22 protein-coding genes are annotated in these 24682 nt (G+C 70.8%); 9 read left to right on the forward strand and 13 right to left on the reverse strand.

Features of this window, described 5'->3' with window-relative positions; genetic code table 11:
• Positions 1-36 precede the first annotated feature (36 nt).
• From IO40_RS0115180 to IO40_RS0115195, 4 genes are all read left to right on the forward strand, one after another.
• The gene (locus IO40_RS0115180; RefSeq protein WP_016468192.1) at positions 37-963 is read left to right on the forward strand and encodes an ABC transporter ATP-binding protein; all 927 of its coding nucleotides are present in this window, start codon (positions 37-39) and stop codon (positions 961-963) included.
• A 56-nt stretch (positions 964-1019) separates the two neighbouring features.
• The gene (locus IO40_RS0115185; RefSeq protein ID WP_041968860.1) at positions 1020-1736 is read left to right on the forward strand and encodes an ABC transporter permease; all 717 of its coding nucleotides are present in this window, start codon (positions 1020-1022) and stop codon (positions 1734-1736) included.
• Between the two features lie 87 nt (positions 1737-1823).
• Positions 1824-2864, forward strand: coding sequence for a COX15/CtaA family protein (locus tag IO40_RS0115190; RefSeq protein WP_033228485.1), 1041 nt, complete (start codon positions 1824-1826; stop codon positions 2862-2864).
• 150 nt (positions 2865-3014) lie between these two features.
• Positions 3015-3335, forward strand: a complete 321-nt coding sequence (locus tag IO40_RS0115195; protein ID WP_031175550.1) for a hypothetical protein — start codon at positions 3015-3017, stop codon at positions 3333-3335.
• Positions 3336-3471: 136 nt separating this feature from the next.
• On the opposite strand, the gene IO40_RS0115200 is transcribed toward IO40_RS0115195, so the two are convergent.
• On the reverse strand, positions 3472-4431 hold the full coding sequence (locus tag IO40_RS0115200) for a heme o synthase (protein ID WP_174500696.1): 960 nt from the start codon (positions 4429-4431) through the stop codon (positions 3472-3474).
• 488 nt (positions 4432-4919) lie between these two features.
• On the opposite strand from IO40_RS0115200, the gene tkt reads away from it, so the two are divergent.
• The 5 genes from tkt to pgl all read left to right on the forward strand — a co-directional run bounded on the left by tkt (position 4920) and on the right by pgl (position 11668).
• Positions 4920-6995: a transketolase gene (gene tkt / locus IO40_RS0115205; protein ID WP_016468197.1), complete on the forward strand. Its 2076-nt coding sequence runs from the start codon at positions 4920-4922 to the stop codon at positions 6993-6995.
• A 95-nt stretch (positions 6996-7090) separates the two neighbouring features.
• Entirely contained in the window at positions 7091-8209 is a 1119-nt protein-coding gene (gene tal / locus IO40_RS0115210) for a transaldolase (protein WP_016468198.1), read from the forward strand.
• Between the two features lie 5 nt (positions 8210-8214).
• On the forward strand, positions 8215-9750 hold the full coding sequence (gene zwf / locus IO40_RS0115215; RefSeq protein ID WP_016468199.1) for a glucose-6-phosphate dehydrogenase: 1536 nt from the start codon (positions 8215-8217) through the stop codon (positions 9748-9750).
• Positions 9747-10901 carry a glucose-6-phosphate dehydrogenase assembly protein OpcA gene (gene opcA / locus IO40_RS0115220; RefSeq protein WP_031175551.1) on the forward strand — a complete coding sequence of 385 codons (1155 nt, stop codon included), beginning with the start codon at positions 9747-9749 and terminating at the stop codon, positions 10899-10901. Before zwf ends, opcA begins: the two co-directional genes overlap by 4 nt.
• Positions 10898-11668, forward strand: coding sequence for a 6-phosphogluconolactonase (gene pgl, locus IO40_RS0115225; protein WP_030408641.1), 771 nt, complete (start codon positions 10898-10900; stop codon positions 11666-11668). The genes opcA and pgl overlap by 4 nt, the downstream gene beginning before the upstream one ends.
• 137 nt (positions 11669-11805) lie before the next feature.
• On the opposite strand, the gene pgi is transcribed toward pgl, so the two are convergent.
• From pgi to IO40_RS0115285, 12 genes are all read right to left on the reverse strand, one after another.
• Complete coding sequence (pgi, locus tag IO40_RS0115230) at positions 11806-13461, reverse strand: glucose-6-phosphate isomerase (RefSeq protein WP_031175552.1); 1656 nt, start codon at positions 13459-13461, stop codon at positions 11806-11808.
• Positions 13462-13607: 146 nt separating this feature from the next.
• The gene (locus tag IO40_RS0115235) at positions 13608-13943 is read right to left on the reverse strand and encodes an RNA polymerase-binding protein RbpA (RefSeq protein WP_078565647.1); all 336 of its coding nucleotides are present in this window, start codon (positions 13941-13943) and stop codon (positions 13608-13610) included.
• Positions 13944-14177: 234 nt separating this feature from the next.
• Positions 14178-14414 (reverse strand): preprotein translocase subunit SecG, encoded by a 237-nt coding sequence (gene secG, locus IO40_RS0115240; protein WP_030408639.1) that lies wholly within the window; start codon positions 14412-14414, stop codon positions 14178-14180.
• A 145-nt stretch (positions 14415-14559) separates the two neighbouring features.
• Positions 14560-15336 (reverse strand): triose-phosphate isomerase, encoded by a 777-nt coding sequence (gene tpiA, locus IO40_RS0115245; protein ID WP_016468205.1) that lies wholly within the window; start codon positions 15334-15336, stop codon positions 14560-14562.
• Positions 15337-15343: 7 nt separating this feature from the next.
• The gene (locus IO40_RS0115250; RefSeq protein WP_031175553.1) at positions 15344-16555 is read right to left on the reverse strand and encodes a phosphoglycerate kinase; all 1212 of its coding nucleotides are present in this window, start codon (positions 16553-16555) and stop codon (positions 15344-15346) included.
• 122 nt (positions 16556-16677) lie between these two features.
• Positions 16678-17682: a type I glyceraldehyde-3-phosphate dehydrogenase gene (gene gap / locus IO40_RS0115255; RefSeq protein WP_016468207.1), complete on the reverse strand. Its 1005-nt coding sequence runs from the start codon at positions 17680-17682 to the stop codon at positions 16678-16680.
• A 259-nt stretch (positions 17683-17941) separates the two neighbouring features.
• On the reverse strand, positions 17942-18919 hold the full coding sequence (whiA, locus tag IO40_RS0115260; protein ID WP_016468208.1) for a DNA-binding protein WhiA: 978 nt from the start codon (positions 18917-18919) through the stop codon (positions 17942-17944).
• On the reverse strand, positions 18910-19971 hold the full coding sequence (locus IO40_RS0115265) for a gluconeogenesis factor YvcK family protein (protein WP_016468209.1): 1062 nt from the start codon (positions 19969-19971) through the stop codon (positions 18910-18912). The genes whiA and IO40_RS0115265 overlap by 10 nt, the downstream gene beginning before the upstream one ends.
• A 5-nt stretch (positions 19972-19976) precedes the next feature.
• Positions 19977-20924: an RNase adapter RapZ gene (gene rapZ / locus IO40_RS0115270; RefSeq protein WP_030408637.1), complete on the reverse strand. Its 948-nt coding sequence runs from the start codon at positions 20922-20924 to the stop codon at positions 19977-19979.
• Positions 20925-21013: 89 nt separating this feature from the next.
• Positions 21014-23101, reverse strand: coding sequence for an excinuclease ABC subunit UvrC (gene uvrC, locus IO40_RS0115275; protein WP_016468211.1), 2088 nt, complete (start codon positions 23099-23101; stop codon positions 21014-21016).
• Positions 23102-23186: 85 nt separating this feature from the next.
• Complete coding sequence (locus IO40_RS0115280) at positions 23187-23843, reverse strand: MBL fold metallo-hydrolase (protein ID WP_016468212.1); 657 nt, start codon at positions 23841-23843, stop codon at positions 23187-23189.
• 9 nt (positions 23844-23852) lie between these two features.
• A complete protein-coding gene (locus IO40_RS0115285; protein ID WP_016468213.1) occupies positions 23853-24554 on the reverse strand; it encodes a maleylpyruvate isomerase family mycothiol-dependent enzyme in 702 nt (233 codons plus the stop codon).
• Between the last annotated feature and the right edge of the window lie 128 nt (positions 24555-24682).

Raw genomic sequence — 24682 nt, forward strand, 5'->3', positions numbered from 1 at the left:
GGGGAGGCCGGGGCACGCCTCCTTAGACTGCCTCCCATGCGAAGTTCAGCGGCCGTGGAAGTCGCGGGGCTGGTGAAGAGGTACGGCGACAAGACCGCGGTCGACGGACTCGACCTGACCGTCGCGCAAGGCACCGTCACCGCCGTCCTGGGCCCCAACGGCGCGGGCAAGACGACCACCGTCGAAACCTGCGAGGGATACCGCCGTCCGGACGAGGGCACCGTGCGGGTCCTCGGTCTGGACCCCGTCACCCAAGGTGCCGAGCTGCGGCCCCGGATCGGGGTGATGCTCCAGAGCGGCGGGATCTACCCCACGGCACGCGCCGAGGAGACCCTGCGCCACATGGCCACCCTCCACGCCCATCCGCTGGACGTGCCGGCGCTCGTCGAACGCCTCGGCCTGGGCAGCTGCGGACGCACCCCCTACCGCCGGCTCTCCGGCGGCCAGCAGCAGCGGCTGGCGCTCGCCCTCGCCCTGGTCGGCCGCCCCGAACTGGTCTTCCTCGACGAGCCCACCGCCGGACTGGACCCGCAGGCCCGCCACGCCACCTGGGAACTGGTGCGCGACCTGCGCGCCGACGGGGTGACGGTCGTCCTGACGACGCACTACATGGACGAGGCCGAGGAACTGTCCGACGACGTGGCCATCGTCGACGGCGGCAAGGTCATCGCGCAGGGCGCCCCCGACGTGCTGTGCAAAGGCGGCGCCGAGAACACCCTGCGCTTCACCGGACGCCCCGGACTGGACCTGGAATCCCTACTCAAGGCGCTGCCGCCGGACACCGCCGCGACGGAGCTGAGCCCCGGCAGCTACCGCCTGACCGGCACGGTCGACCCCCAGCTGCTGGCCACCGTCACCTCCTGGTGCGCCCAGCACGGCGTCATGCCGGACCGCATCTCGGTGGAGCGCCGCACGCTGGAGGACGTCTTCCTCGAAATGACCGGGAAGGAGCTGCGCTCGTGACGGCCGCATCCCCGGGGACCCACACCCCGCGACCGGGGGCCGCGCCGCTGCCGCGCATGGTGCGGGCCCAGGCGCTGCTGGAGACGCGGACCCAGTTGCGCAACGGCGAGCAGCTGCTGCTCACCGTCATCATCCCCACGCTGCTGCTGGTGCTCTTCAGCGCCGTGGACATCGTGGACACCGGCGAGGGCTCGCGCGTCGACTTCCTGGCCCCGGGCATCCTCGCGCTGGCGATGCTCTCGACGGCCTTCACGGGGCAGGCCATCGCCACCGGGTTCGAGCGCCGTTACGGCGTCCTCAAACGGCTGGGCGCCTCACCGCTGCCGCGCTGGGGCCTGATGACGGCGAAGACCTGTTCGGTGCTGGTCATCGAAGCCCTCCAGGTGCTGCTGCTGAGCGTGGTGGCGCTCGCCCTGGGCTGGTCGCCGCACGGCAACCCGGCCGCCGTGGCGCTCCTCCTGCTGCTGGGCACCGCCGCCTTCTCCGGGCTGGGGCTGCTGATGGCCGGGACGCTCAGGGCGGAGGCGACGCTGGCGGGCGCCAACCTCGTCTTCATCCTGCTGCTGGTCGGCGGGGGTGTGATCGTGCCGCTGGACAAGTTCCCGGCCGCCGCCCACAGCGTGCTCCAGCTGCTGCCGATCTCCGCCCTCTCGGACGGACTGCGCGAGGTGCTCCAGCACGGCGCGGGGCTGCCCTGGGGCGATGTGGCCTCACTCGCCGTGTGGGCGGTGCTCGGGCTGGGCGCGGCGGCGCGGTTCTTCAAATGGGAGTGACCGCGGCGCGGTGACGCCCCGCCCCGGGCGGATGCCTTGCCGGGCCCCTCGTGAAAGCGCGCACAAGCGGCGCCCTACCATGGCTCCGTGCCGAAACTGCTCGAATTCGTACGTAACCCGATCGCGTACATCGCCGCGCGCTGGACCCCCTCCCCCCGCACCGTGGAGCGGGCCGCCCTCGCCGCGCTGCTGATGAGCATCCTCATCGTGGTGACCGGCGGCGCGGTGCGGCTCACCGGGTCGGGCCTGGGCTGCGACACCTGGCCCAAGTGCAGCGACGACAGCCTCACCGCCACGTCGGAGATGGGTGTCCACGGCGCCATCGAGTTCGGCAACCGGATGCTGACCTGGGTGCTGTCCGCGGCGGTCGGCTGGACGATCATCGCCGTACGGTCGGTGAAGCCGGCCCGCAAGGGGGTCAGCCGGCTGGCCTGGTCCCAGTTCTGGGTCGTGATGTCCAACGCCGTGGTCGGCGGCATCACGGTGTGGGTGAAGCTCAACCCGTTCGTGGTCGCCGGTCACTTCCTGGCTGCCTCGGCACTGCTGACGGTGACCACGCTGACCTGGCTGCGCGTACGGGAGGGCGACGCACCGCCCCGCCCGCTGGTGGGCGGCCCCGTCCGCAAGCTGGCGGGGGTGCTCACCTTCTTCGCGGGGTGCCTCATGATCGTCGGCACCGTCGTGACGGGTGCGGGCCCGCACGCGGGCGACAGCAGCGATGTGAAGCGGATGCCGGTCAGTGTGGAGCTGGCCGCGCAGACGCACGCGGTGTTCGCCTGGATCGTGGTGGTCCTGGCGCTGCTGCTGTACGCCGGTCTGCGCGTGATGGACGCGCCCGTGGGACCGCGGCGCACCGCGCGGAACCTGATCCTCGTCCTGCTCGCGCAGGGCCTCATCGGGTACGTGCAGTACTTCAACGACATGCCGGAGCTCCTGGTGGGCGCACACCTGCTGGGCTCGACGCTGGTGTGGATCGGTGTGCTGCGGGTGCTGCTGTCCACGCGGGAGCGTGCCGCGCTCCCGGCGCCGTCGCCGCAGGACGGGGTCCGTCCCACGCAGGCCGGGGCGGGCCCGGACCGTTCGTCGCCGGACGGCGCGGACGCGCCGGCCGCCCCCGTCGCCGGCTGAGTCCGCACAGCGCGTCCGCCCGCACGTCCGCCCAGCGGCACGAAGGCGCCGTCGTCCCCTCGCGGGGGTGGCGGCGCCTTCGCCGTTCTCCCGCCGGGAGTGCTCCGCCCCCTCTCGCCCGATGGGCTACCCATCGGTAGCATCTGCCGCATGGCAGCAGCAGACAGCAGCAAGCAGGCGGACCGGCTCGCCAAGCGGATCGGCGCCTTCGCGCGGCGGCACGGCGGCAGCGCCGAGGGACAGATCGCCTACGTGGGCCAGATGGGCTTCCGCCTCTCCCTGGTCGCTGGCGACGGCACCTGGGGCGATCTGATGGCGCCCTCCGAGGAGACGGCGCGGACGGCCGCCGAGCGGGCGGGGATCACCCTCAAGGAGAGCTTCGACGGCGAGATGGCCGAGCACATGCGGACGGGGCCGTACGAGTGGTCCCGGATGGCGGGCATCCAGGTGGGCGGCCCCGCCAACCGCTGACGGACGGGGCAGGCGCACCAGGGTGAAACAGCGGAAGGGCCCCTCCCGGACGAGTGCCGGGAGGGGCCCCTTCGTGCGCCGTACCAGGGCCGGAAGCCCCGTACGACTGCGGGTCTCAGTGCAGGAGCCGCGGGTCTCAGTGCAGGAACGGGTCGATGGCGACCGCGGCGAACAGCAGGGAGACGTAGGTGATCGACCAGTGGAAGAGCCGCATCTCCTTGAGCTTGGCGCCGGTGAGCCCCGCGCGGGCGCGGGCCCGCAGGGCGTGGGCCTCCCACAGCCACAGGCCGCCCGCCAGCACGGCGACCAGCGGGTAGAACCAGCCGACGTATCCGAGGGGCCACAGCAGCAGGGAGACCACGACCATCGCCCAGCTGTAGACGACGATCTGGTTGGCGACGGTGATGTTGTTGGCGATCGCCGGGAGCATCGGCACGCCGGCCCGCTGGTAGTCCTCCTTGACCTTCATGGACAGCGGCCAGTAGTGCGGCGGCGTCCAGAAGAAGATCACCAGGAAAAGGATGAGGGCGGCCCAGCTGACCTCGTTCTTGACGGCGGACCAGCCGATGAAGACGGGCATGCAGCCGGCGATGCCGCCCCACACGATGTTCTGCGACGTACGCCGCTTGAGGATCATCGTGTAGACGACGACGTAGAACAGCAGCGCGCCCAACGACAGTGCGGCGGACAGCCAGTTGACCAGCAGGCCGAACAGCAGGGTCGAGACCACGGCGAGGGTGATGCCGAAGACCAGGCACTCCCAGGGCCGGACCATGCCGGTGACCAGCGGCCGGCGCTCGGTGCGGTGCATCAGCGCGTCGATGTCGCGGTCGATGTACATGTTCAGCGCGGCGGCACCGCCCGCGGACAGATAGCCGCCGACGCAGGTGACCACCACGAGCTTCAGATTCGGCACGCCCTGGGCCGCCAGGAACATGACCGGGATGGTGGTCATGAGGAGCAGTTCGACGACCCGCGGCTTGGTCAGCTCGATGAACGCCTTCACACGGGCACCGAGCGGCCGATGGCCGCTGGGCTCCACCGCCCCCGCGGGACGGGATTCGACGGCCGTCACGGACACCCCTGATCGCCTCATTAGGAACCAGCGAGCCGGCATCACGGGTGCACGCAGGAAAAAGGTGCAGGCCCGGGCCAAGCTCGCGCGTACCACGCCACTTTAGACGTTGGCGATACCTCGCCCGTCATGGGGGTCGCCCGTGTTGGCCCCGTCCGGCGGGGGCGCCACCGGGCGGGACGACGGCCGTCGGACGGGGAAAGGTCGCGGGGAAGGCCGCGGGGCCGAGTGCCGCTCCGGTGGGCGGACGGGGCGGCGGATGAGCCGTGTCGGCGGGCGAATAAGGGGAACAGACGTGACCCTGGGAGTGGTACCGCGACGGCGACGCCGCCAATCGGTGGGAATAGCACATATCTCTTCCCGCGTTCCGGTGAATGTCGGCGGAGACGGGGCGGTGGCCACGAAGTGACCTGTCGAAAAGCCGCACGTCCCCGCAGCGGTACGCTCGACACCGCCCGGTGAGCGCACACACCGGCCATCGAACATGTGGAGAGGAGCCCTGACGCAGGGTGAGCACCAAGCCGACCACCACAGATCTTGAGTGGACCGACCTGGACCAGCAGGCCGTGGACACGGTCCGCGTCCTGGCGATGGATGCCGTGCAGAAGGTCGGTAACGGCCATCCCGGTACGGCCATGAGCCTGGCCCCCGTCGCGTACCTGCTCTACCAGAAGCTGATGCGCCACGACCCGACCGATCCGGACTGGACGGGTCGCGACCGCTTCGTCCTCTCCGCGGGTCACTCCAGCCTGACGCAGTACATCCAGCTCTACCTGGCCGGCTACGGCCTGGAGATGGACGACCTCAAGGCGTTCCGCACCTGGGGCAGCCGCACTCCCGGCCACCCGGAGCACGGCCACACCGCGGGTGTGGAGACCACGACCGGCCCGCTGGGCCAGGGCATCTCCAACGCCGTCGGCATGGCCATGGCCGCCCGCTACGAGCGCGGCCTCTTCGACCCGGACGCCCCCGCGGGCGAGTCCCCGTTCGACCACACCATCTGGGTGATCGCCAGCGACGGCGACCTGGAGGAGGGTGTCTCGGCCGAGGCCTCCTCGCTGGCCGGCCACCAGAAGCTGGGCAACCTGATCGTCCTGTGGGACGACAACCACATCTCCATCGAGGGTGACACCGCGACCGCCTTCTCCGAGGACACCCTCAAGCGGTACGAGGCGTACGGCTGGCACGTGCAGCGCGTGGACCAGCAGGAGGACGGCGACCTCGACCCGAAGGCGCTGTACAAGGCGCTCAAGGCCGCGCAGGCCGAGACCGAGCGGCCCTCCTTCATCGCGATGCGCTCGATCATCGCCTGGCCCGCCCCCAACGCCCAGAACACCGAGGCCGCGCACGGCTCGGCCCTGGGCGAGGAAGAGGTGGCCGCCACCAAGCGGGTGCTGGGCTTCGACCCGGACAAGCACTTCCACATCTCGGACGAGGTCTTCACCCACGTCCGCAAGGCCAGCGACCGCGGCCGGGCGATGCAGGCCGAGTGGAACAAGCGGCTGGCCCAGTGGCGCGAGGCCAACCCGGAGCGCGCCGCCGAGTTCGACCGCATCCGTGAGGGCCGGCTGCCCGACGGCTGGGAGAAGGCGCTGCCCGTCTTCCCGGCCGGCGAGTCGGTGGCGACCCGCAAGGCGTCCGGGAGCGTCCTGAAGGCGCTGGGCCCGGTCATCCCCGAGCTGTGGGGCGGCTCCGCCGACCTGGCCGGCTCGAACAACACCACGTTCGCCAAGACCTCGTTCCTGCCCGAGGGCAACCCGCTGGCGGGCGCCGACCCGTACGGGCGTACGGTGCACTGGGGCATCCGCGAGCACGCGATGGGTTCGACGATGAACGGCATCGCGCTGCACGGCAACACACGGGTCTACGGCGGTACCTTCCTGGTCTTCTCCGACTACATGCGGCCGGCCGTCCGGCTCGCCGCGCTGATGAAGGCGCCGGTCACCTACGTGTGGACGCACGACTCCATCGGTCTGGGCGAGGACGGCCCGACGCACCAGCCGGTCGAGCACCTGTCCGCACTGCGCGCCATCCCCGGTCTGAACGTCGTCCGTCCGGCGGACGCCAACGAGACGGCGCAGGCGTGGGCAGAGATCATGCGCCGGCACAGCAGCAAGCCCGCGCCGCACGGTCTCGCGCTGACCCGGCAGGGTGTGCCGACCTACGAGGCCAACCAGGACGCCGCCAAGGGCGGTTACGTGCTGTTCGAGGCGGAGGGCGGCCACCCGCAGGTGGTGCTGATCGGTACCGGCTCCGAGGTGCAGCTCGCCGTGGAGGCGCGGGAGCGGCTCCAGGCGCAGGGCATCCCGACCCGGGTGGTCTCGATGCCGTGTGTGGAGTGGTTCGAGGAGCAGGAGCAGTCCTACCGCGACAGCGTGCTGCCGCCCGACGTCAAGGCCCGGGTCGCCGTGGAGGCGGGCGTGGCCCTGACGTGGCACCGCTACGTGGGCGAGGCAGGCCGCGTCGTGTCGCTGGAGCACTTCGGTGCCTCGGCCGACGGCAAGGTCCTCTTCAAGGAGTTCGGTCTCACCGCGGAGGCCGTGCAGCTGGCGGCCAAGGAGTCGCTGGAGGCGGCGGGCCGCTGACCAGGCCGAGGTCGCCGGGCGGCGGGCCCTGCAGCCGGCCGCCCGGTGTGCCCCGACACAACAAGAAGCCAACAAGCACAGGAGATGCGAATCCCATGACAGACGCACTCAAGCGCCTCTCCGACGAAGGCGTCGCGATCTGGCTGGACGACCTGTCGCGCAAGCGCATCACGTCGGGCAACCTCGGCGAGCTGAGGGACGAGCACCACGTCGTCGGTGTGACGACCAACCCGACGATCTTCCAGAAGGCGATCTCGGCGGGCGACGGCTACGAGCAGCAGGTCTCCGACCTGGCCGCCCGCCGGGTCTCCGTGGAGGAGGCCCTCCGGATGATCACCACGGCGGACGTCCGGGACGCCGCCGATGTGCTGCGCCCGGTCTACGACGCCACCGACGGCAAGGACGGCCGGGTCTCCATCGAGGTGGACCCGCGCCTGGCGCACAACACCAAGGCGACGGTCGCCGAGGCCCGCCAGCTCGCCTGGCTGGTGGACCGCCCCAACACCTTCATCAAGATCCCGGCCACCGAGGCCGGCCTTCCGGCGATCACCGAGACGATCGGCAAGGGCATCAGCGTCAACGTGACGCTGATCTTCTCGCTGGAGCGTTACCGGGCGGTCATGGACGCGTACATGGCCGGTCTGGAGAAGGCCAAGGGCCTGGGCATCGACCTGTCCCAGATCCACTCGGTCGCCTCGTTCTTCGTCTCCCGCGTGGACACCGAGATCGACAAGCGGCTCGCCGCGGTGGGCACCGACGAGGCCAAGGCCCTCAAGAGCAAGGCCGCGCTGGCCAACGCCCGGCTCGCCTACCGCGAGTACGAGCAGGTCATCGCCTCCGACCGCTGGCAGGCCCTGGAGAAGGCCGGCGCCAACCAGCAGCGCCCGCTGTGGGCGTCGACCGGTGTGAAGGACCCGGAGCTGCCCGACACGCTGTACGTGTCGGAGCTGGTGGCCCCCAACACGGTCAACACCATGCCGGAGGCCACCCTCCAGGCCGTGGGCGACCACGGCGAGATCAAGGGCGACGCGGTGCGCGGCACCTACGAGGAGGCCCAGGGCGTCCTGGACGCCATCGCCAAGCTGGGCATCTCCTACGACGACGTCGTCAAGGTGCTGGAGGACGAAGGCGTACAGAAGTTCGAGGACTCCTGGAACGCCCTGCTGGAGTCCACCAAGGCCGAGCTCGAGCGCCTCGCCCCGAAGGAGGCGTGACCCGATTGAGCAGCGTGAGCGGCACAGCCAACCCGCTCCGTGACGCTCAGGACCGGCGGCTCCCGCGTATCGCGGGGCCGTCGGGCCTGGTCATCTTCGGCGTCACGGGCGATTTGTCACGGAAAAAGCTGATGCCCGCGGTGTACGACCTCGCCAACCGCGGTCTTCTCCCCCCGGGCTTCTCCCTGGTCGGCTTCGCCCGCCGGGCCTGGGAGAACGAGGACTTCGCCCAGGTCGTGCACGACGCGGTCAAGGAGCACGCGCGGACCCCGTTCCGCGAGGAGGTCTGGCAGCAGCTCGCCCAGGGCATGCGCTTCGTCCCCGGCGAGTTCCACGACGACGAGGCGTTCGAGACGCTGCGGAGCACCATCGAGGAGCTGGACAAGTCCCGCGGCACGGGCGGCAACTTCGCCTTCTACCTCTCCGTACCGCCCAAGTTCTTCCCCACCGTCGTCTCCCAGCTCAAGAAGCACGGTCTGTCGGACGCGGCCCCCGGCTCGTGGCGCCGCGCCGTCATCGAGAAGCCCTTCGGGCACGACCTGAAGTCGGCACAGGAGCTGAACGCCGTCATCCACGAGGTCTTCCGGGCCAGCGAGGTCTTCCGGATCGACCACTACCTGGGCAAGGAGACGGTCCAGAACATCCTGGCCATCCGGTTCGCCAACACGATGTTCGAACCGCTGTGGAACCGCAGCTACGTCGACCACGTGCAGATCACCATGGCCGAGGACATCGGCATCGGCGGACGGGCCGGCTACTACGACGGCATCGGCTCCGCCCGTGACGTCATCCAGAACCACCTCCTCCAGCTCCTGGCCCTCACCGCGATGGAGGAACCCACCTCCTTCGACGCCAAGGCCCTGGTGACCGAGAAGCTCAAGGTCCTCAACGCCGTACGGCTGCCGAAGGACCTGGGCAAGTACACGGTGCGCGGCCAGTACGCGGCCGGCTGGCAGGGCGGCGAGAAGGTGCCCGGCTACCTCGACGAGGAGGGCATCGACCCCAACTCGAAGACCGACACCTACGCGGCGATCAAGCTGGAGATCGACAACCGGCGCTGGGCCGGTGTCCCCTTCTATCTGCGCACCGGCAAGCGCCTGGGCCGCCGCGTCACCGAGATCGCGGTCGTCTTCCAGCGCGCTCCCCACTCCCCCTTCGACGCCACCGACACCCAGGAGCTGGGGCAGAACGCGCTGGTCATCCGCGTCCAGCCGGACGAGGGCGTCACCATCAGGTTCGGCTCGAAGGTCCCCGGCACCCAGATGGAGATCCGGGACGTGACGATGGACTTCGCCTACGGCGAGTCCTTCACCGAGTCCAGCCCGGAGGCGTACGAGCGCCTCATCCTCGACGTCCTGCTGGGTGACGCGAACCTCTTCCCCCGCCACCAGGAGGTCGAACGCTCCTGGGAGATCCTCGACCCGGTCGAGGAGTACTGGGAGAACCACGGCAAGCCCGAGCAGTATCCCGCCGGCACCTGGGGACCCCAGGCGGCCGACGAGATGCTCGCACGCGACGGACGGATTTGGCGGCGGCCATGAACATCGACCTGACGGACACCACGTCCAGCCGCATCAACGCCGAACTGGTCAAGGCCCGCCGGTCACTCGGCTCGCCTGCCATGGGCATGGTGCTGACGCTGGTCATCGTCACCGACGAAGGCAATCACTACGACGCCCTCAAGGCCGCCAGCGGAGCCTCCAAGGAACACCCCTCCAGGATCCTCGTCGTCGTCCGGCGCCCCGGCCGCTCCCCCCGCGACCGGGCACAGCACCGGCTCGACGCGGAGGTCCGCGTCGGCTCCGGCGTGGGCGAGGCCGGCTCCGGCGAGACGGTCATCCTGCGGCTGCACGGCGAACTCGCCCTGCACTCCCACAGCGTCGTCCTGCCGCTGCTGCTGCCGGACGCCCCCGTGGTGGTGTGGTGGCCCGAGGACGCGCCGGAGAACCCGGCCGAGGACGCCCTGGGCAAGCTGGCGCAGCGGCGCATCACCGACGCGGCGGCCACCGAGGACCCGGTCGGTGCGCTGAGCCTGCGGGCCTCCACCTACGCGCCCGGCGACACCGACCTGTCCTGGACCCGGATCACCCCCTGGCGCAGCATGCTGGCCGCCTCGCTGGACCAGAAGCAGACGGCGATCACCTCCGCGGTGGTCGAGGGCGAGGAGTACAACCCCTCCAGCGAACTGCTCTCCCTCTGGCTCGCCGAACGGCTGCGGGTCCCGGTGGAGCGCCGGATCTCCGACGGTCCGGGCATCACCGCCGTCCGGCTGGAGACCGCCGACGGCCAGATCTGCCTGGACCGCGCGGACGGCGCCCTCGCCGAGCTGGCCGTCCCGGGCCAGCCCGACCGCCACGTCGCCCTCCAGCGGCGTACCACCGCCGAACTGCTGGCGGAGGAGCTGCGCCGGCTGGACCCGGACGAGGCGTACGCCGAGGCGGTGCGGTTCGGCGTCAACAAGATCTCCGGCCCGGACCCGGCACACCCGACACCGGCGGCCCCGGCTCCGGCTCCCGCAGAGGCGTCGGGCATCCCGGACGGCGGGCAGGAGGCCGGCGGGCAGACCGGCACGGACGCCGGACCAGCGGCCGGCGAGGACACCGGGGCGGACGGCGGCAAGGACGCCGGCGCGAAGCCGGGAGCGGCCAAGAAGACCGCCAAGGCCCGCTCGTCGAAGAAGGCGGCCAAGTGAGCACGGCGGCCCGCGAGGTGCTGGTCCACCCGGACAAGGACGCGCTCGCCCGGCAGACGGCGGCCAGGCTCGTCTCCCGGATCACCGAGGCGCAGGCCGCACGCGGCACCGCCTCGGTCGTACTGACCGGTGGCCGCAACGGCAACGCGCTGCTGGCCGCGCTGGCCTCCTCCGCCGAGCGGGACCGGATCGACTGGTCGCGGCTGGAGCTGTGGTGGGGCGACGAGCGGTTCCTCCCCGACGGGGACCCGGAGCGCAACCACACCCAGGCCCGCGAGGCCCTGCTGGACGCCGTTCCGCTGGAGCCCGCGCACATCCATGTGATGCCGCCCTCCGACGGCCGGTACGCCGGTGACGCGGAAGCCGCGGCGGAGGCGTACGCCACGGAACTGGCCGCCGCGGCCGGGCCCGGCGCCCCCGCGAAGGTGCCGGCCTTCGACGTGCTGCTGCTCGGCGTGGGGCCCGACACCCATGTGGCCTCGCTCTTCCCCGAGCACCCGGCGCTGCGGGAGACGGAGCGGACGGTGGTGGGGGTGCACGGCGCCCCCAAGCCGCCGCCGACCCGGCTGTCGCTGACGCTGCCCGCCATCCGGGCGGCGCAGGAGGTGTGGCTGCTGGCCGCCGGTGACGACAAGGCCGAGGCCGTCGCCATGGCCCTCTCGGGGCCGGGCGAGCTCCAGGCACCGGCCGCCGCCGTGTACGGGCGCTCCCGCACACTGTGGCTCCTCGACGCGGCGGCGGCCTCCCGGCTGCCGGAGCAGGAGTAGCCCGCCGGCCGACCGCCCGTGAGGGCGTGACGGGCCCAAAAGGGCATGAGGAAGGGGCAGGGTCCGCGGACCCTGCCCCTTCCTCATGGCGTGGGGTGGCAGCCCGCCCCACGGTCACGCGGACGCGCCCGGCGCCGTCACGCCGTACGGCCCCGCAGCGAGCGGTAGCGCCCGACCAGCGCAGCCGTCGAGGCGTCGAGACCCGCCACCTCGGCACCCTCCGTGAGCGCCGGCTCCAGCCGCTTGGCCAGGATCTTGCCCAGCTCTACACCCCACTGGTCGAAGGAGTCGATGTCCCAGACGGCGCCCTGGACGAACACCTTGTGCTCGTAGAGGGCGACGAGCTGGCCGAGGACCGACGGGGTGAGGGAAGAGGCCAGGATGGTGGTGGTGGGGCGGTTGCCGGGGAAGGTGCGGTGCGGCACCTGGGCCTCGGGCACACCCTCGGCGCGGACCTCCTCGGCGGTCTTCCCGAAGGCGAGGGCCTGCCCCTGGGCGAACAGATTGGCCATCAGCAGGTCGTGCTGGTCGCGCAGTTCGCCGAGTTCCGCGAGGGGCTCGGCGAAGCCGATCAGATCGGCGGGGATCATCTTGGTGCCCTGGTGCAGCAGCTGGTAGTAGGCGTGCTGCCCGTTGGTGCCGGGAGTGCCCCAGACCACCGGTCCCGTCTGCCAGCCGACGGCCTGGCCACCGCGGGTGGTGGACTTGCCGTTGGACTCCATGTCGAGCTGCTGGAGGTAGGCGGTGAACTGGGACAGGTAGTGGCTGTAGGGCAGCACGGCGTGCGACTGCGCGTCGTGGAAGTTGCCGTACCAGATGCCCAGCATCCCCAGCAGCAGCGGCGCGTTCGACTCGAACGGCGCGGTGCGGAAGTGCTCGTCCATGAGGTGGAAGCCCGCGAGCATGTCGCCGAAGCACTCGGGGCCGATGGCCACCATGAGGGACAGTCCGATGGCCGAGTCGTACGAGTAGCGCCCGCCGACCCAGTCCCAGAACTCGAACATGTTGTCGGTGTTGATGCCGAACTCGGCGACCTTCTCCGCGTTGGTGGAGACGGCGACGAAGTGCTTGGCCACCGCGGAGGTGTCCCCGTCGAAGGCGCCCAGCAGCCAGGCGCGGGCGGCCTTGGCGTTGGTGATCGTCTCGATCGTGGTGAAGGTCTTGGAGGCGACGATGAACAGGGTCTCGGCCGGGTCGAGGTCGCGCACCGACTCGTGCAGATCGGAGCCGTCCACGTTGGAGACGAAGCGGAAGACCATGTCGCGGCGGGCGTAGGTGCGCAGCGCCTCGTAGGCCATCTTGGGGCCCAGGTCCGAGCCGCCGATCCCGATGTTGACGACGTTCTTGATGCGCTTGCCGGTGTGACCGACCCAGTGCCCCTCGCGCACCTTGGTGGCGAACGTACCCATGCGGATGAGGACTTGGTGCACCTTGGGCATCACGTTCTCGCCGTCCACCCGCACGGTGGCCGACTCGGGGGTGCGCAGCGCCGTGTGGAGGACGGCCCGGTCCTCGGTGACGTTGATCTTCTCGCCGTCGAACATCGCGTCCCGCAGCCGGGCCACCCCGGCCGCCTCCGCGAGCTGCCGCAGCAGACGCAGCGTCTCGTCGGTGACGAGGTTCTTGGAGTAGTCGATGCTCAGGTCACCGACCTGCAGGGTGTAGCGCTCGGCACGCTCGGGGTCGTCGGCGAACAGCCGCCGCAGATGGGTCCGGCCGAATTCCTCGCGGTGCTCGGCGAGCGCCTGCCATTCGGGCATCTGGTCGAGCCGGGTGCGGCCTTCAGCGTTCATCAGCGAAATCAGCCCATTCCTCTCGTATTGATCCCCGCCGTCTCCAACCTAGACGATGGACACCCCGGCCGCGCAGCGCAGGGGCGCCACCCGGCCGAGCCGTCCGTCGTTCGGTGCCCCGGGGCGGCGGTGGTACGAGAGGGGGATCAGATCTCGCCGCGCAGTTTGGCGAGCGCCTCGGCGAGGATGGCCTCGCCGTCGGCGTCGCTACGCCTCTCGCGTACGTAGGCCAGATGCGTCTTGTACGGTTCCATCCGCGGCGGGTCCGGCGGGTTGTCCCGGTCCTTGCCCGCCGGGAAGCCGCAGCGCGGACAGTCCCAGGTGTCGGGGATCTGCGCGTCGCTGGCGAAGCTCGGCTGGGTCTCGTGCCCGTTGGAGCACCAGAAGGAGATGCGGAGGCGGGGCGCGGACTCGCCTCGCTCGGCCTCGCCCATCGGCCCCGCTCCGACCCGGCTGCCCCGGATCGCGTTGCCACTTGCCACGGTCGTAACTCCCTGCCTCACGGTGCTACGGAGCATCGGCACATGCGCGCTCCGCTGCGGGCGCCCTAGTGTACGTAGGGCCCAACGCGCGCCCGGTGACCGGAGTTACTGCGTCGGTACCGGACGCGAGCCCTCATGATAGGCAGGCGACACGACGCCCTGTCAGCTCTCGTGCAGGCGTCGGGCGGACGAATGTGCGGCTGTGGTCCGTCAGTTGACGGAAGGGGGCGGCGCTCAGTCGCCGAACTTCATCAGCAGACCGAGCACGACGATGCAGGCGAACCACACGATGCCCACGACGACCGTGATCCGGTCGAGGTTGCGCTCGGCGACCGAGGAGCCGCCGACGGAGGACTGCATGCCGCCGCCGAACATGTCGGAGAGGCCGCCACCCTTGCCCTTGTGCATCAGCACCAGCAGCATCAGCAGTGCGCTGAAGACGATGAGGGCGATAGAGAACCCCATGACCACGGCTGGACCAACTCTCTCGGATCGTGGCTGGACACTTACGGTTTGCCAGTGACACGCACGGTCACCGAATGTTTACGGGGCCGGGGGCGCGCCCCGGCCCCGTAAGCCTACGACGCGGGACAGGCCCTCGTCACACGTCGTCGGCTCACTGGTCGCGGAAGCGGACGATCTTGACGAACTCCTCCGCGTCGAGCGAGGCCCCGCCGACCAGGGCGCCGTCGATGTCCGGCTGCGCCATGATCTTGGCGACGTTGCCGGCCTTGACGGAGCCGCCGTACTGGATGCGGACGGACTGGGCCGTCTCCTCGTCGTACAGCTCGCCGATCCGCTGCCGGATCGCGCCGCAGACCTCCTGCGCGTCCTCCTCGCCGCAGACCTTGCCGGTGCCGATGGCCCAGACCGGCTCGTAGGCGATGACCAGCCCGGCGACGGACTCGGCCGGCACGTCCGCCAGACCGCCGTCCACCTGGGCGAGGGTGTGGCTCACGTGGTTGCCGGCCTCGCGGACGGACAGCTCCTCGCCGACGCACACGATCGGGGTCAGCCCGTGCTTGAGGGCCGCCTTCACCTTGGCGTTGACGACGGCCTCGTCCTCGCCGTGGTACTGGCGGCGCTCGGAGTGACCGATGGTGACGTAGGTGCAGCTGAGCTTCGCCAGCATCGCACCGGAGATCTCCCCGGTGTAGGCGCCGGAGTCGTGCGCGGACACGTCCTGGGCGCCGTACTTGATCCGCAGCTTGTCGCCGTCGATCAGCGTCTGCACGGAACGCAGATCGGTGAACGGCGGCAGGACCGCGACCTCCACGGCCTCGTAGTCCTTGTCCGTGAGCGCGAAGGCGAGCTTCTGGACGTGTGCGATGGCCTCGAGATGGTTGAGGTTCATCTTCCAGTTGCCCGCCATCAGCGGGGTACGGGTAGCCATGTGGGGCTCAGTCCTCCAGTGCGGCCAGGCCAGGCAGCGTCTTGCCCTCGAGGTATTCGAGGCTGGCGCCGCCGCCGGTCGAGATGTGTCCGAACGCGTTCTCGTCGAAGCCGAGCTGCCGGACCGCCGCCGCGCTGTCACCGCCGCCGACGACGGTGAAGGCCGGGCTGTCGAGCAGGCCCTGGGCGACGGCCTTGGTCCCCTCGGCGAAGTCCGGGTGCTCGAAGACACCCATCGGACCGTTCCAGAAGACCGTGGCGGCGTCGGCGAGCTTCGCGGCGTAGAGCTTACGGCTCTCGGGCCCGATGTCCAGGCCCTCCAGATCGGCCGGGATCGCGTCCGCGGCCACCACCGTCGGGTTCGCCGGCGCCTTGGTCTTCAGGTCGGGGAAGTCCGCCGCGGCGACCACGTCGATCGGCAGCACGAACTCGACACCGAGCTGCTCGGCGCGCTCCATGTAGCCCTTGACGGCCGGGATCTGGTCCTCCTGGAGGAGCGACTTGCCCACCTCGTGGCCCTGGGCCGCGAGGAAGGTGTAGGCCATGCCGCCGCCGATCAGCAGCCGGTCGGCCTTGCCCAGCAGATGGTCGATGACACCCAGCTTGTCCGACACCTTGGCGCCGCCGAGCACGACGGCGTAGGGCCGCTTGACGTCCTCGGTGAGCTTCTTGAGGACGCCGACCTCGGTGGCGATCAGATAGCCGGCGGCGTGCGGCAGCCGGGCCGGCAGGTCGTAGACCGAGGCGTGCTTGCGGTGCACCGCGCCGAAGCCGTCGCCCACGTAGGCGTCGGCGAGGGCGGCGAGCTGGTCGGCGAAGGCGCCGCGCTCGCCGTCGTCCTTGCTGGTCTCACCGGCGTTGAAGCGGAGGTTCTCCAGCAGCGTGACCTCGCCGTCGGCGAGCCCGCCGACGGTGGCCTTCGCGCTGTCCCCCACCGTGTCGGCCGCGAACGCGACCTGGGTGCCGAGGAGTTCACCGAGCCGCCTGGCGACCGGTGCGAGCGAGAACTGCGGGTCCGGGGCACCCTTGGGGCGGCCCAGGTGGGAGGCCACGACCACGCGCGCGCCGGCGCCGGCGAGCTTCTCGATCGTGGGGACGGCGGCGCGGATGCGGCCGTCGTCGGTGATGGTGTCGCCGTCGAGCGGGACGTTGAGGTCCGCGCGGACGAAGACCCGCTTGCCAAAGACGCCCTCGGTGACGAGTTCGTCGATCGTCTTCATGGATGGCTCCTGTGAAGGGGTCCGGGGGCGTGTCCCGCCCGGACACCCGGATGGACAGTGCACGGGACAGGGCCCGTGCGGGGTGCACGGGCCCTGTCGTCACATCTGCGGGCCGCCCGGTCTCAGAGCTGGGAGCCGACGTAGCTGGTCAGGTCCACGAGACGGTTCGAGTAGCCCCACTCGTTGTCGTACCAGCCGATGATCTTGGCCTGGTTGCCGTCGACCATCGTGAGGGAGGCGTCGAAGGTGCAGGACGGGGGCTGGTTGACGATGTCCGAGGAGACGATCGCGTCCTCGGTGTACTCGACGATGCCCTTCAGCTGGCCCTCGGCGGCCTTCTTGAAGGCGGCGTTGACCTCGTCCTTGGTGGTCTCGCGCTTGAGCTCCAGCACCAGGTCGGTGACCGAGCCGGTGGGGACCGGGACGCGCATGGCGATGCCGTCCAGCCGGCCCTTGAGCTGCGGGAGGACCAGCGCGGTGGCCTTGGCGGCACCGGTGGTGGTCGGGATGATGTTCTCGGCGGCGGCCCGGGCGCGGCGCAGGTCCTTGTGCGGGAAGTCCAGGATGCGCTGGTCGTTGGTGTAGGCGTGCACGGTGGTCATCAGACCGCGCTCGATGCCGAAGGTCTCGTCCATGATCTTCGCCATCGGCGCCACACAGTTGGTGGTGCAGGAGGCGTTGGAGATCACGTTGTGGTTGGCGGCGTCGTACTTGTCCTGGTTGACGCCCATCACCACCGTGATGTCCTCCTCCTTGGCCGGAGCCGAGATGAGGACCTTCTTCGCGCCGGCCTCCAGGTGCTTGGCCGCGTCCTGGCGCTTGGTGAAGATGCCGGTGGACTCGACGACGATGTCGGCGCCCAGGTCACCCCACGGGAGCTTGGCCGGGTCCTTCTCCGCCATCGTCTTGAAGGTCTGCTTGCCGACGGTGATGGTGTCCTCGGTGTGGCTCACCTCGTACGGGAGGCGCCCCAGGACGCTGTCGTATTTCAGCAGGTGCACAAGGGTGGCGTTGTCGGTCAGGTCGTTGACACCGACGATCTCGATGTCCGCACCCTGGTTCAGCAGCGCGCGGAAGTAGTTACGACCGATACGGCCAAAGCCGTTGATGCCTACGCGGATCGTCACGAACCGATCTCCTCGCTAGGTACGCCGGTAAGGACACCGGCGAGTGCTGTTTGGGATGTCCCCGACCGAGTCCGACCCTACCTCTCCATCGAGGTGGGGCCCACATCGGCCGGGCGGGCGTGGCAGCCGCCCGAACTCACCGCTCAGGCGAGCGTTTTACTGCTCGTCGGACGAGTAATTCCGCACTCGCCGACCGAGCATTTCCCCGCTCATCAAATGAGCGTTCCCCTGCTCGTCGGACGAGCATTCCCGCCGCTCATCAGCCGACCATTTCCTCGGTCAGATTGGACTCGGTACCCGGAATTCCGAGATCCTGCGCACGCTTGTCCGCCATTGCCAGCAGCCGCCGGATCCGGCCCGCCACCGCGTCCTTGGTGAGCGGCGGATCGGCGAGTGCCCCCAGCTCCTCCAGCGACGCCTGCTTGTGCTCCATCCGCAGCCGCCCGGCGGCGGCCAGGTGCTCGGGCACCTCGTCCCCGAGGATCTCCAGGGCGCGCTGCACCCGGGCCCCGGCCGCGACGGCGGCCCGCGCCGAGCGGCGCAGGTTCGCGTCGTCGAAGTTGGCGAGCCGGTTGGCGGTGGCCCGCACCTCGCGGCGCATCCGCCGCTCCTCCCAGGCCAGCACCGACTCGTGCGCCCCCAGCCGGGTCAGCAGGGCGCCGATGGCATCCCCGTCCCGGACGACGACGCGGTCCACGCCCCGCACCTCACGCGCCTTGGCGGCGATCTGGAGCCGGCGCGCCGCCCCCACGAGGGCGAGCGCGGCCTCCGGTCCGGGGCAGGTGACCTCCAGCGAGGAGCTGCGGCCGGGCTCGGTGAGCGAGCCGTGGGCGAGGAAGGCACCCCGCCACGCGGCCTCGGCGTCGCAGGTGGCCCCCGAGACCACCTGCGGGGGCAGCCCCCGGATGGGACGGCCACGGCCGTCGACCAGGCCCGTCTGCCGGGCGAGCTGGTCACCGCCGGCGACCACCCGGACGACGTACCGGCTGTTGCGCCGCAGTCCGCTGGGCGCCATCACCACCAGATCGGAGGAGTGGCCGAAGATCTCCAGGATGTCCTTGCGCAGCCGCCGGGCGGCGATGCCCGTGTCCAGCTCCGCCTCGATCACGATCCGCCCGCTCACCAGGTGCAGCCCACCCGCGAAGCGCAGGATCGACGAGACCTCTGACTTCCGGCAGCAGGTGCGGGTGACGGGAAGCCGGGAGATCTCGTCCTTCACCGCAGGCGTCATCGCCATGGGCCGATCCTTCCATGCATCCGAAAAATACGGTCGTACGCGGCGGCCAGCAGTTCCGGATCGTGCCGGTCGTGCCGCGGGGCGGCGCCCCGGGACTCCGTCCCGCCGGCGCCCCCGGATGCCGCCACGGGCGCCAGCTCGACCTTCCCGCCGAGCTGCTCGGCGGCCTCGCTCAGGGAGTCCTGGTCGGGCACGGCATCCTGGTCGGCCAGCACCACGTCGAAGGTGAGTTTAGGGGCGTGTCGGGCCAAAACCTCCAAATGACGCTGCGGGGAAAAACCGTCCGTCTCACCCGGCTGCGGAGCCAGATTGAGGGAGAGCACCTTGCGGGCCTTGGTCTCGGTGAGGGCCTGGAGCAGCTCGGGGACCAGCAGATGCGGGATGACGGAGGAGAACCAGGAGCCCGGCCCCAGCACCACCCAGTCGGCGTCCAGCACCGCGCGCACCGCCTCCGGGACGGCGGGCGGGTCGGTGGGGACCAGATGGACCTCCTGCACCTCACCGGGGGTGAGTGCGACCGTCGCCTGACCACGGACCGTGGAGATCTCGTCCGGGCGCGCCGGGTCGTGGCCGCGCACCCGGGCCCGCAGTTCCAGCGGCACGGCCGACATCGGCAGCACCCGGCCGTGCGCGCCCAGCAGCTTGCCGACCAGATCGAGCGCCTGCACATGATCGCCGAGCTGTTCCCACAGGGCGACGATCAGCAGATTGCCGACCGCGTGTTCGTGCAGATCGCCCTGGCTCTCGAACCGGTGCTGGATGACCTCGGCCCAGGTGCGGCCCCACTCGTCGTCCCCGCACAGCGCGGCCAGCGCCTTGCGCAGGTCGCCCGGGGGCAGCACCCCCAGCTCGTCGCGGAGCCGCCCGCTGGAGCCGCCGTCGTCGGCGACGGTCACCACGGCGGTGAGGTCCCCGGTGATGCGGCGCAGCGCCGTCAGCGAGGCCGACAGCCCCATGCCACCGCCGAGCGCCACCACCTTGGGCTGCTTGGAGGTGAGACCGCGCAGTGCGCCGCGCGGTCCGGCCAGATGCCGCAGGCTCCTACGGGCCATGGGCGTCACTCACGTCCCATGTCACGGTGGACGATCACCGTCTCCACCCCGCCGTCGGACAGCCGGCGGGCCAGCTTCTCCGACATGGCGACGCTGCGGTGCTTGCCGCCGGTGCAGCCGACGGCGACGGTCACATAGCGCTTGCCCTCCCGGCGGTAGCCGGCGGCGATCAGCTGCAGCAACTCCGTGTAGCGGTCCAGGAACTCCTTGGCACCGGGCTGGTTGAAGACGTAGTTGGAGACCTCCTCGCTGGTCCCGGTGTAGGGGCGCAGCTCGGGCACCCAGTGCGGGTTGGGCAGGAAGCGGCAGTCGACCACCAGGTCGGCGTCCACGGGCAGGCCGTACTTGTAGCCGAACGACATGACGGTGGCCCGCAGTTCGGGCTCCTCGTCACCGGCGAACTGGGCGTCGAGCTTGGCCCGCAGCTCGTGCACGTTGAGGCTGGAGGTGTCGATGACCAGGTCGGCGTCGCCGCGCAGCTCGCGCAGCAGATCGCGTTCGGCGGCGATGCCGTCCACGATGCGGCCGTCGCCCTGGAGGGGGTGCGGGCGGCGCACGGATTCGAAACGGCGCACCAGCGCCTCGTCGGACGCCTCCAGGAACACGATGCGGCGGGCGACGTTGTAGGCCGCGAGGTCGGCGAGGGCGCCCTTGAGGTTGTCGAAGAAGTTACGGCCGCGTACGTCCACGACGACCGCGATCCGGGCGACGTTCCCCTGCGAGCGGGCGCCGAGCTCGACCATGGTGGGGATCAGCTCGGGCGGCAGGTTGTCCACGACGAACCAGCCCAGGTCCTCCAGGCACTTCGCCGCGGTGCTGCGTCCCGCGCCCGACATCCCGGAGATGATCACCAGCTCCGGAATCGTCGTGTTCGCCGCCTCCTCCGGCTGGGCCGGCTTGAGCGTACTCACCACTGCTCCGTCTCCGCGCTGCTGCTCGCGTTCCGCGCTCATCCTGTCATCCCCCGGTGTTCCGGTCTTCGCCCTGCGCTCGTGCGCGGGCCGAGGCCCTGCACACGTATGTCGGTCTTCGTGCCGTTCGGTCACTCTTCTTCAACGATCTCACCCGTCGCCGTATTCACCGCCGGGCCGGAGGGCGTGGCCCCGGCCAGGGCGGCGACGACCGTCTCGGCGGTCTTGCGGCCGATGCCCGGCACCTGGGAGACCTCCTCGATCGAGGCGGCCCGCAGCTTCTTCATGGACCCGAAGTGCTTGAGCAGCGCCTTCTTGCGGGTCTCCCCCAGGCCCTGTACGTCGTCCAGGGGGCTGCTGCGCAGCCGTTTGCCGCGCTTGCCGCGCTGGTAGCGGATGGCGAAGCGGTGGGCCTCGTCACGGACGCGCTGGAGCATGTAGAGGCCCTCGCTGGAGCGGGGCAGCACCACCGGGTCGCTCTCGCCGGGCAGCCACACCTCTTCCAGGCGTTTGGCCAGCCCGCACACCGCCACGTCGTCGATGCCCAGCTCCTCCAGTGCGGCCTGCGCCGCCGCCACCTGCGGCTGACCGCCGTCCACGACCACCAGCTGCGGCGGGTAGGCGAACTTCTTGGGGCGCCCCTCCTCGTCCCGGACGGCGCCCTGTGCGGGCTGCGCGCCGGCCCCGTCGGCCGCGCTCCCCCCGTCCCCGGCCGGGCGCGGGGCCGGGCTCGGGCCCGCCGGTCCCGCCTCCAGCTCGCCGCCCAGCTCCTCCTCCGGCCACTCGCCGGTGCGCTGCTTGTCCACCAGGTAGCGGCGGAAGCGGCGGCTGATGACCTCGTGCATGGCACGGACGTCGTCCTGGCCTGCGAAGGACTTGATCTGGAAGCGGCGGTACTCGCTCTTGCGGGCCAGCCCGTCCTCGAAGACGACCATGGAGGCCACCACGTCGTCGCCCTGGAGGTGGGAGATGTCGAAGCACTCGATGCGCAGCGGCGCGGAGTCCAGGTCCAGGGCCTCGGCGATCTCCTCCAGGGCGCGGGAGCGGGTCGTCAGGTCGGAGGCGCGCTTGGTCTTGTGCAGCACCAGGGCGTGCTCGGCGTTCCGCCTGACCGTCTCCATCAGGGCGCGCTTGTCGCCGCGCTGCGGGATGCGCAGGCTCACCTGGGCGCCGCGGCGCTCGGACAGCCACTGGGCTATCGGCTCGGACGGCTCGGGCAGGGCCGGGACGAGCACTTCCTTGGGCACCCCGCCGCTGCCGCCGCCGGTGGCCGCGTCGCCCTCCTCGGCGCCGTAGAGCTGTTGCAGCGCGTGCTCGACCAGCTCCGGTGTGCCGACGGCCTCCACCTTGTCGGTGACCCAGCCGCGCTGTCCGCGCACCCGGCCGCCGCGGACGTGGAAGATCTGGACGGCCGCCTCCAGCTCGTCCTCGGCCACCGCGATCAGGTCGGCGTCGGTGGCGTCGGCGAGCACCACCGCGTTCTTCTCCATGGCGCGCTTGAGCGCGTCGATGTCGTCCCGCAGCCGGGCGGCCCGCTCGTACTCCAGCTCCTCGGCGGCCTGCTGCATCTCGCGCTCCAGGCGGCGCAGGTGCGAGCCGGTGTGCCCGGCCATGAAGTCGCAGAACTCCTCGGCCAGTCGGCGGTGGTCCTCGGGGGAGATCCGGCCCACGCAGGGGGCCGAGCACTTGCCGATGTAGCCGAGCAGACAGGGGCGGCCGATCTGCGCGGAGCGCTTGAAGACGCCCGCGGAGCAGGTGCGCACGGGGAAGACCCGCAGCATCAGGTCCACCGTCTCGCGGATGGCCCAGGCCTGTCCGTACGGGCCGAAGTAGCGCACGCCCTTCTTCTTGGGGCCGCGCATCACCTGGACGCGGGGGAACTCCTCGTTCATTGTCACCGCGAGGGACGGATAGCTCTTGTCGTCGCGGTACTTGACGTTGAAGCGGGGCGCGTACTCCTGGATCCAGGTGTATTCGAGCTGGAGCGCCTCCACCTCGGTGCCCACGACGGTCCACTCGACGGAGGCGGCGGTGGTCACCATCGTGCGGGTGCGCGGGTGCAGGCCGGCCAAGTCCTGGAAGTAGTTGTTGAGCCGCTGGCGGAGGCTCTTGGCCTTGCCGACGTAGATCACCCTGCGGTGTTCGTCGCGGAAGCGGTAGACCCCGGGCGAGTCGGGGATCTCTCCCGGTTTCGGACGGTAGGTGGAGGGGTCTGCCATACGTCACACCCTACTGGGGAGGGGTGACAGCGATCATCGGGCGCGCGGCCCGGGGCCGCGCGCCCGGGGGCGCGTGCGCGGTCGGCTACCAGCCGCGCTCGCGCCACTCCGACAGATGCGGGCGCTCCGCCCCGAGCGTGGTGTCGGCGCCGTGGCCGGGGTACACCCAGGTCTCGTCGGGGAGTTGTCCGAACAGCTTCGTCTCGACGTCGTCGATGAGAGTCACGAAGTTCTCCGCACTGCCGAAGGTGTTGCCCACGCCGCCGGGGAAGAGGCAGTCCCCGGTGAACAGGTGCGGGTGGCCGTGCGGGTCGTCGTAGACCAGCGCGATGGAGCCCGGGGTGTGCCCGGTCAGGTGCCGGGCGGTCAGCTCGACCTCGCCGACGCGCAGGGTGTCGCCGTCCTCGACCAGCACGTCGGTGGGCACCGGGATGCCCTCGGCGTCGTACCGTCCGGCGTGGGTGCGGGCTCCGGTGGCCTCCACCACCTCCGCGAGCGCCTGCCAGTGGTCGCCGTGCCGGTGGGTGGTGACGACGGAGGCGATGCCGTCGTCACCGATGAGCTCCAGCAGGGTCCCGGCGTCGTTCGCCGCGTCGATCAGCAGCTGCTCGCCGGTGGCCCGGCAGCGCAGCAGGTACGCGTTGTTGTCCATGGGGCCGACGGCGACCTTGGAGATCATCAGGTCGCGCAGTTCGTGCACGTCCGCGGGGCCGCCGACCGTCACGTTTCCGCTGTATGGCATGGGCTCACCCTAGAGTGCGGGCAACGCGGGCAGGGATCCCCTCGCCGACAGTCCGCTGCCGCCTGTGCGGCCGGTCAGCCAGCCGACCAGGGCGACGGAACTGCCGGCCACCACCAGCGGGCCCTCCGGACCGGCCTGCTCGGCGCCGGTGCGCCAGGTGCGGCCGTCCTCGGCGCGCAGCTCCAGGGCCACGGGGATGTCCGGGTGGCCGGAAAAGCGCCGGGCCATGTTCGTCAGCTCCCGGTCCACGAAGGTGCCGGGCAGGTCTTCGAGCGTGTAGCCGATACCGAGATCGACGTGGTGCAGCTCGATCTCGATCCAGCGGCGGAAGGGGAGCGCGGAGGCGAGATCCGTCACACCGTTGCGCAAGGTGACGGTACGGTTCCAGTCCTCGTCGCCGAGCGAGGCGAAGGCGCTCTCCAGCCGGGAGGAGCTGACACGCACGTCGTCGACCAGTTCGTCGAGGGAGCGGCGGGCGCCCTCCTCGATGTCCGCCTCGCGCGCCTCGGCACTGGCGTACATGGGTTTGCCCGCGAGCACGTTGACGAGGGCGTCGGCGTTGCGGGCGAGGTGGGTGAGCACATGCGCCCGGCTCCAGCCGGGGAGCTGGGAGGGCTCGGCCACCTCGGCGCTCTCCAGTTTGACGGTGGCGCTGAGCAGGCGACCGGTCGCGGTCCGTACGAGTTCGGCGTCGTGCGCAGGCGTGGTCATGATCCAAAGCTACGGGGCCACTCGTTCGTGTGGAAGACGGCGAGGCCGACCGTAATTCGAAAGCACGTGCTATAGGCTCGACCGTGAGGCTCCGGAACCCGAAGCGAACGACACTCCGGGCGGCGCCG

This window comes from Streptomyces albus subsp. albus (assembly GCF_000725885.1).
Classification (GTDB): domain Bacteria; phylum Actinomycetota; class Actinomycetes; order Streptomycetales; family Streptomycetaceae; genus Streptomyces; species Streptomyces albus.

What these genes read in the sequence shown, in the direction of transcription:
- pgi (WP_031175552.1), bottom strand. Translation starts at nt 13,461, where the DNA reads ATGAACGCTGAAGGCCGCACCCGGCTCGACCAGATGCCCGAATGGCAG.
- rapZ (WP_030408637.1), bottom strand. Translation starts at nt 20,924, where the DNA reads ATGAGCGCGGAACGCGAGCAGCAGCGCGGAGACGGAGCAGTGGTGAGT.
- IO40_RS0115185 (WP_041968860.1), top strand. Translation starts at nt 1,020, where the DNA reads ATGGTGCGGGCCCAGGCGCTGCTGGAGACGCGGACCCAGTTGCGCAAC.
- IO40_RS0115195 (WP_031175550.1), top strand. Translation starts at nt 3,015, where the DNA reads ATGGCAGCAGCAGACAGCAGCAAGCAGGCGGACCGGCTCGCCAAGCGG.
- IO40_RS0115200 (WP_174500696.1), bottom strand. Translation starts at nt 4,431, where the DNA reads ATGAGGCGATCAGGGGTGTCCGTGACGGCCGTCGAATCCCGTCCCGCG.
- IO40_RS0115265 (WP_016468209.1), bottom strand. Translation starts at nt 19,971, where the DNA reads ATGGCCCGTAGGAGCCTGCGGCATCTGGCCGGACCGCGCGGCGCACTG.
- IO40_RS0115250 (WP_031175553.1), bottom strand. Translation starts at nt 16,555, where the DNA reads ATGAAGACGATCGACGAACTCGTCACCGAGGGCGTCTTTGGCAAGCGG.
- tpiA (WP_016468205.1), bottom strand. Translation starts at nt 15,336, where the DNA reads ATGGCTACCCGTACCCCGCTGATGGCGGGCAACTGGAAGATGAACCTC.
- IO40_RS0115285 (WP_016468213.1), bottom strand. Translation starts at nt 24,554, where the DNA reads ATGACCACGCCTGCGCACGACGCCGAACTCGTACGGACCGCGACCGGT.
- IO40_RS0115280 (WP_016468212.1), bottom strand. Translation starts at nt 23,843, where the DNA reads ATGCCATACAGCGGAAACGTGACGGTCGGCGGCCCCGCGGACGTGCAC.
- IO40_RS0115180 (WP_016468192.1), top strand. Translation starts at nt 37, where the DNA reads ATGCGAAGTTCAGCGGCCGTGGAAGTCGCGGGGCTGGTGAAGAGGTAC.
- uvrC (WP_016468211.1), bottom strand. Translation starts at nt 23,101, where the DNA reads ATGGCAGACCCCTCCACCTACCGTCCGAAACCGGGAGAGATCCCCGAC.
- opcA (WP_031175551.1), top strand. Translation starts at nt 9,747, where the DNA reads ATGAACATCGACCTGACGGACACCACGTCCAGCCGCATCAACGCCGAA.
- tal (WP_016468198.1), top strand. Translation starts at nt 7,091, where the DNA reads ATGACAGACGCACTCAAGCGCCTCTCCGACGAAGGCGTCGCGATCTGG.
- whiA (WP_016468208.1), bottom strand. Translation starts at nt 18,919, where the DNA reads ATGGCGATGACGCCTGCGGTGAAGGACGAGATCTCCCGGCTTCCCGTC.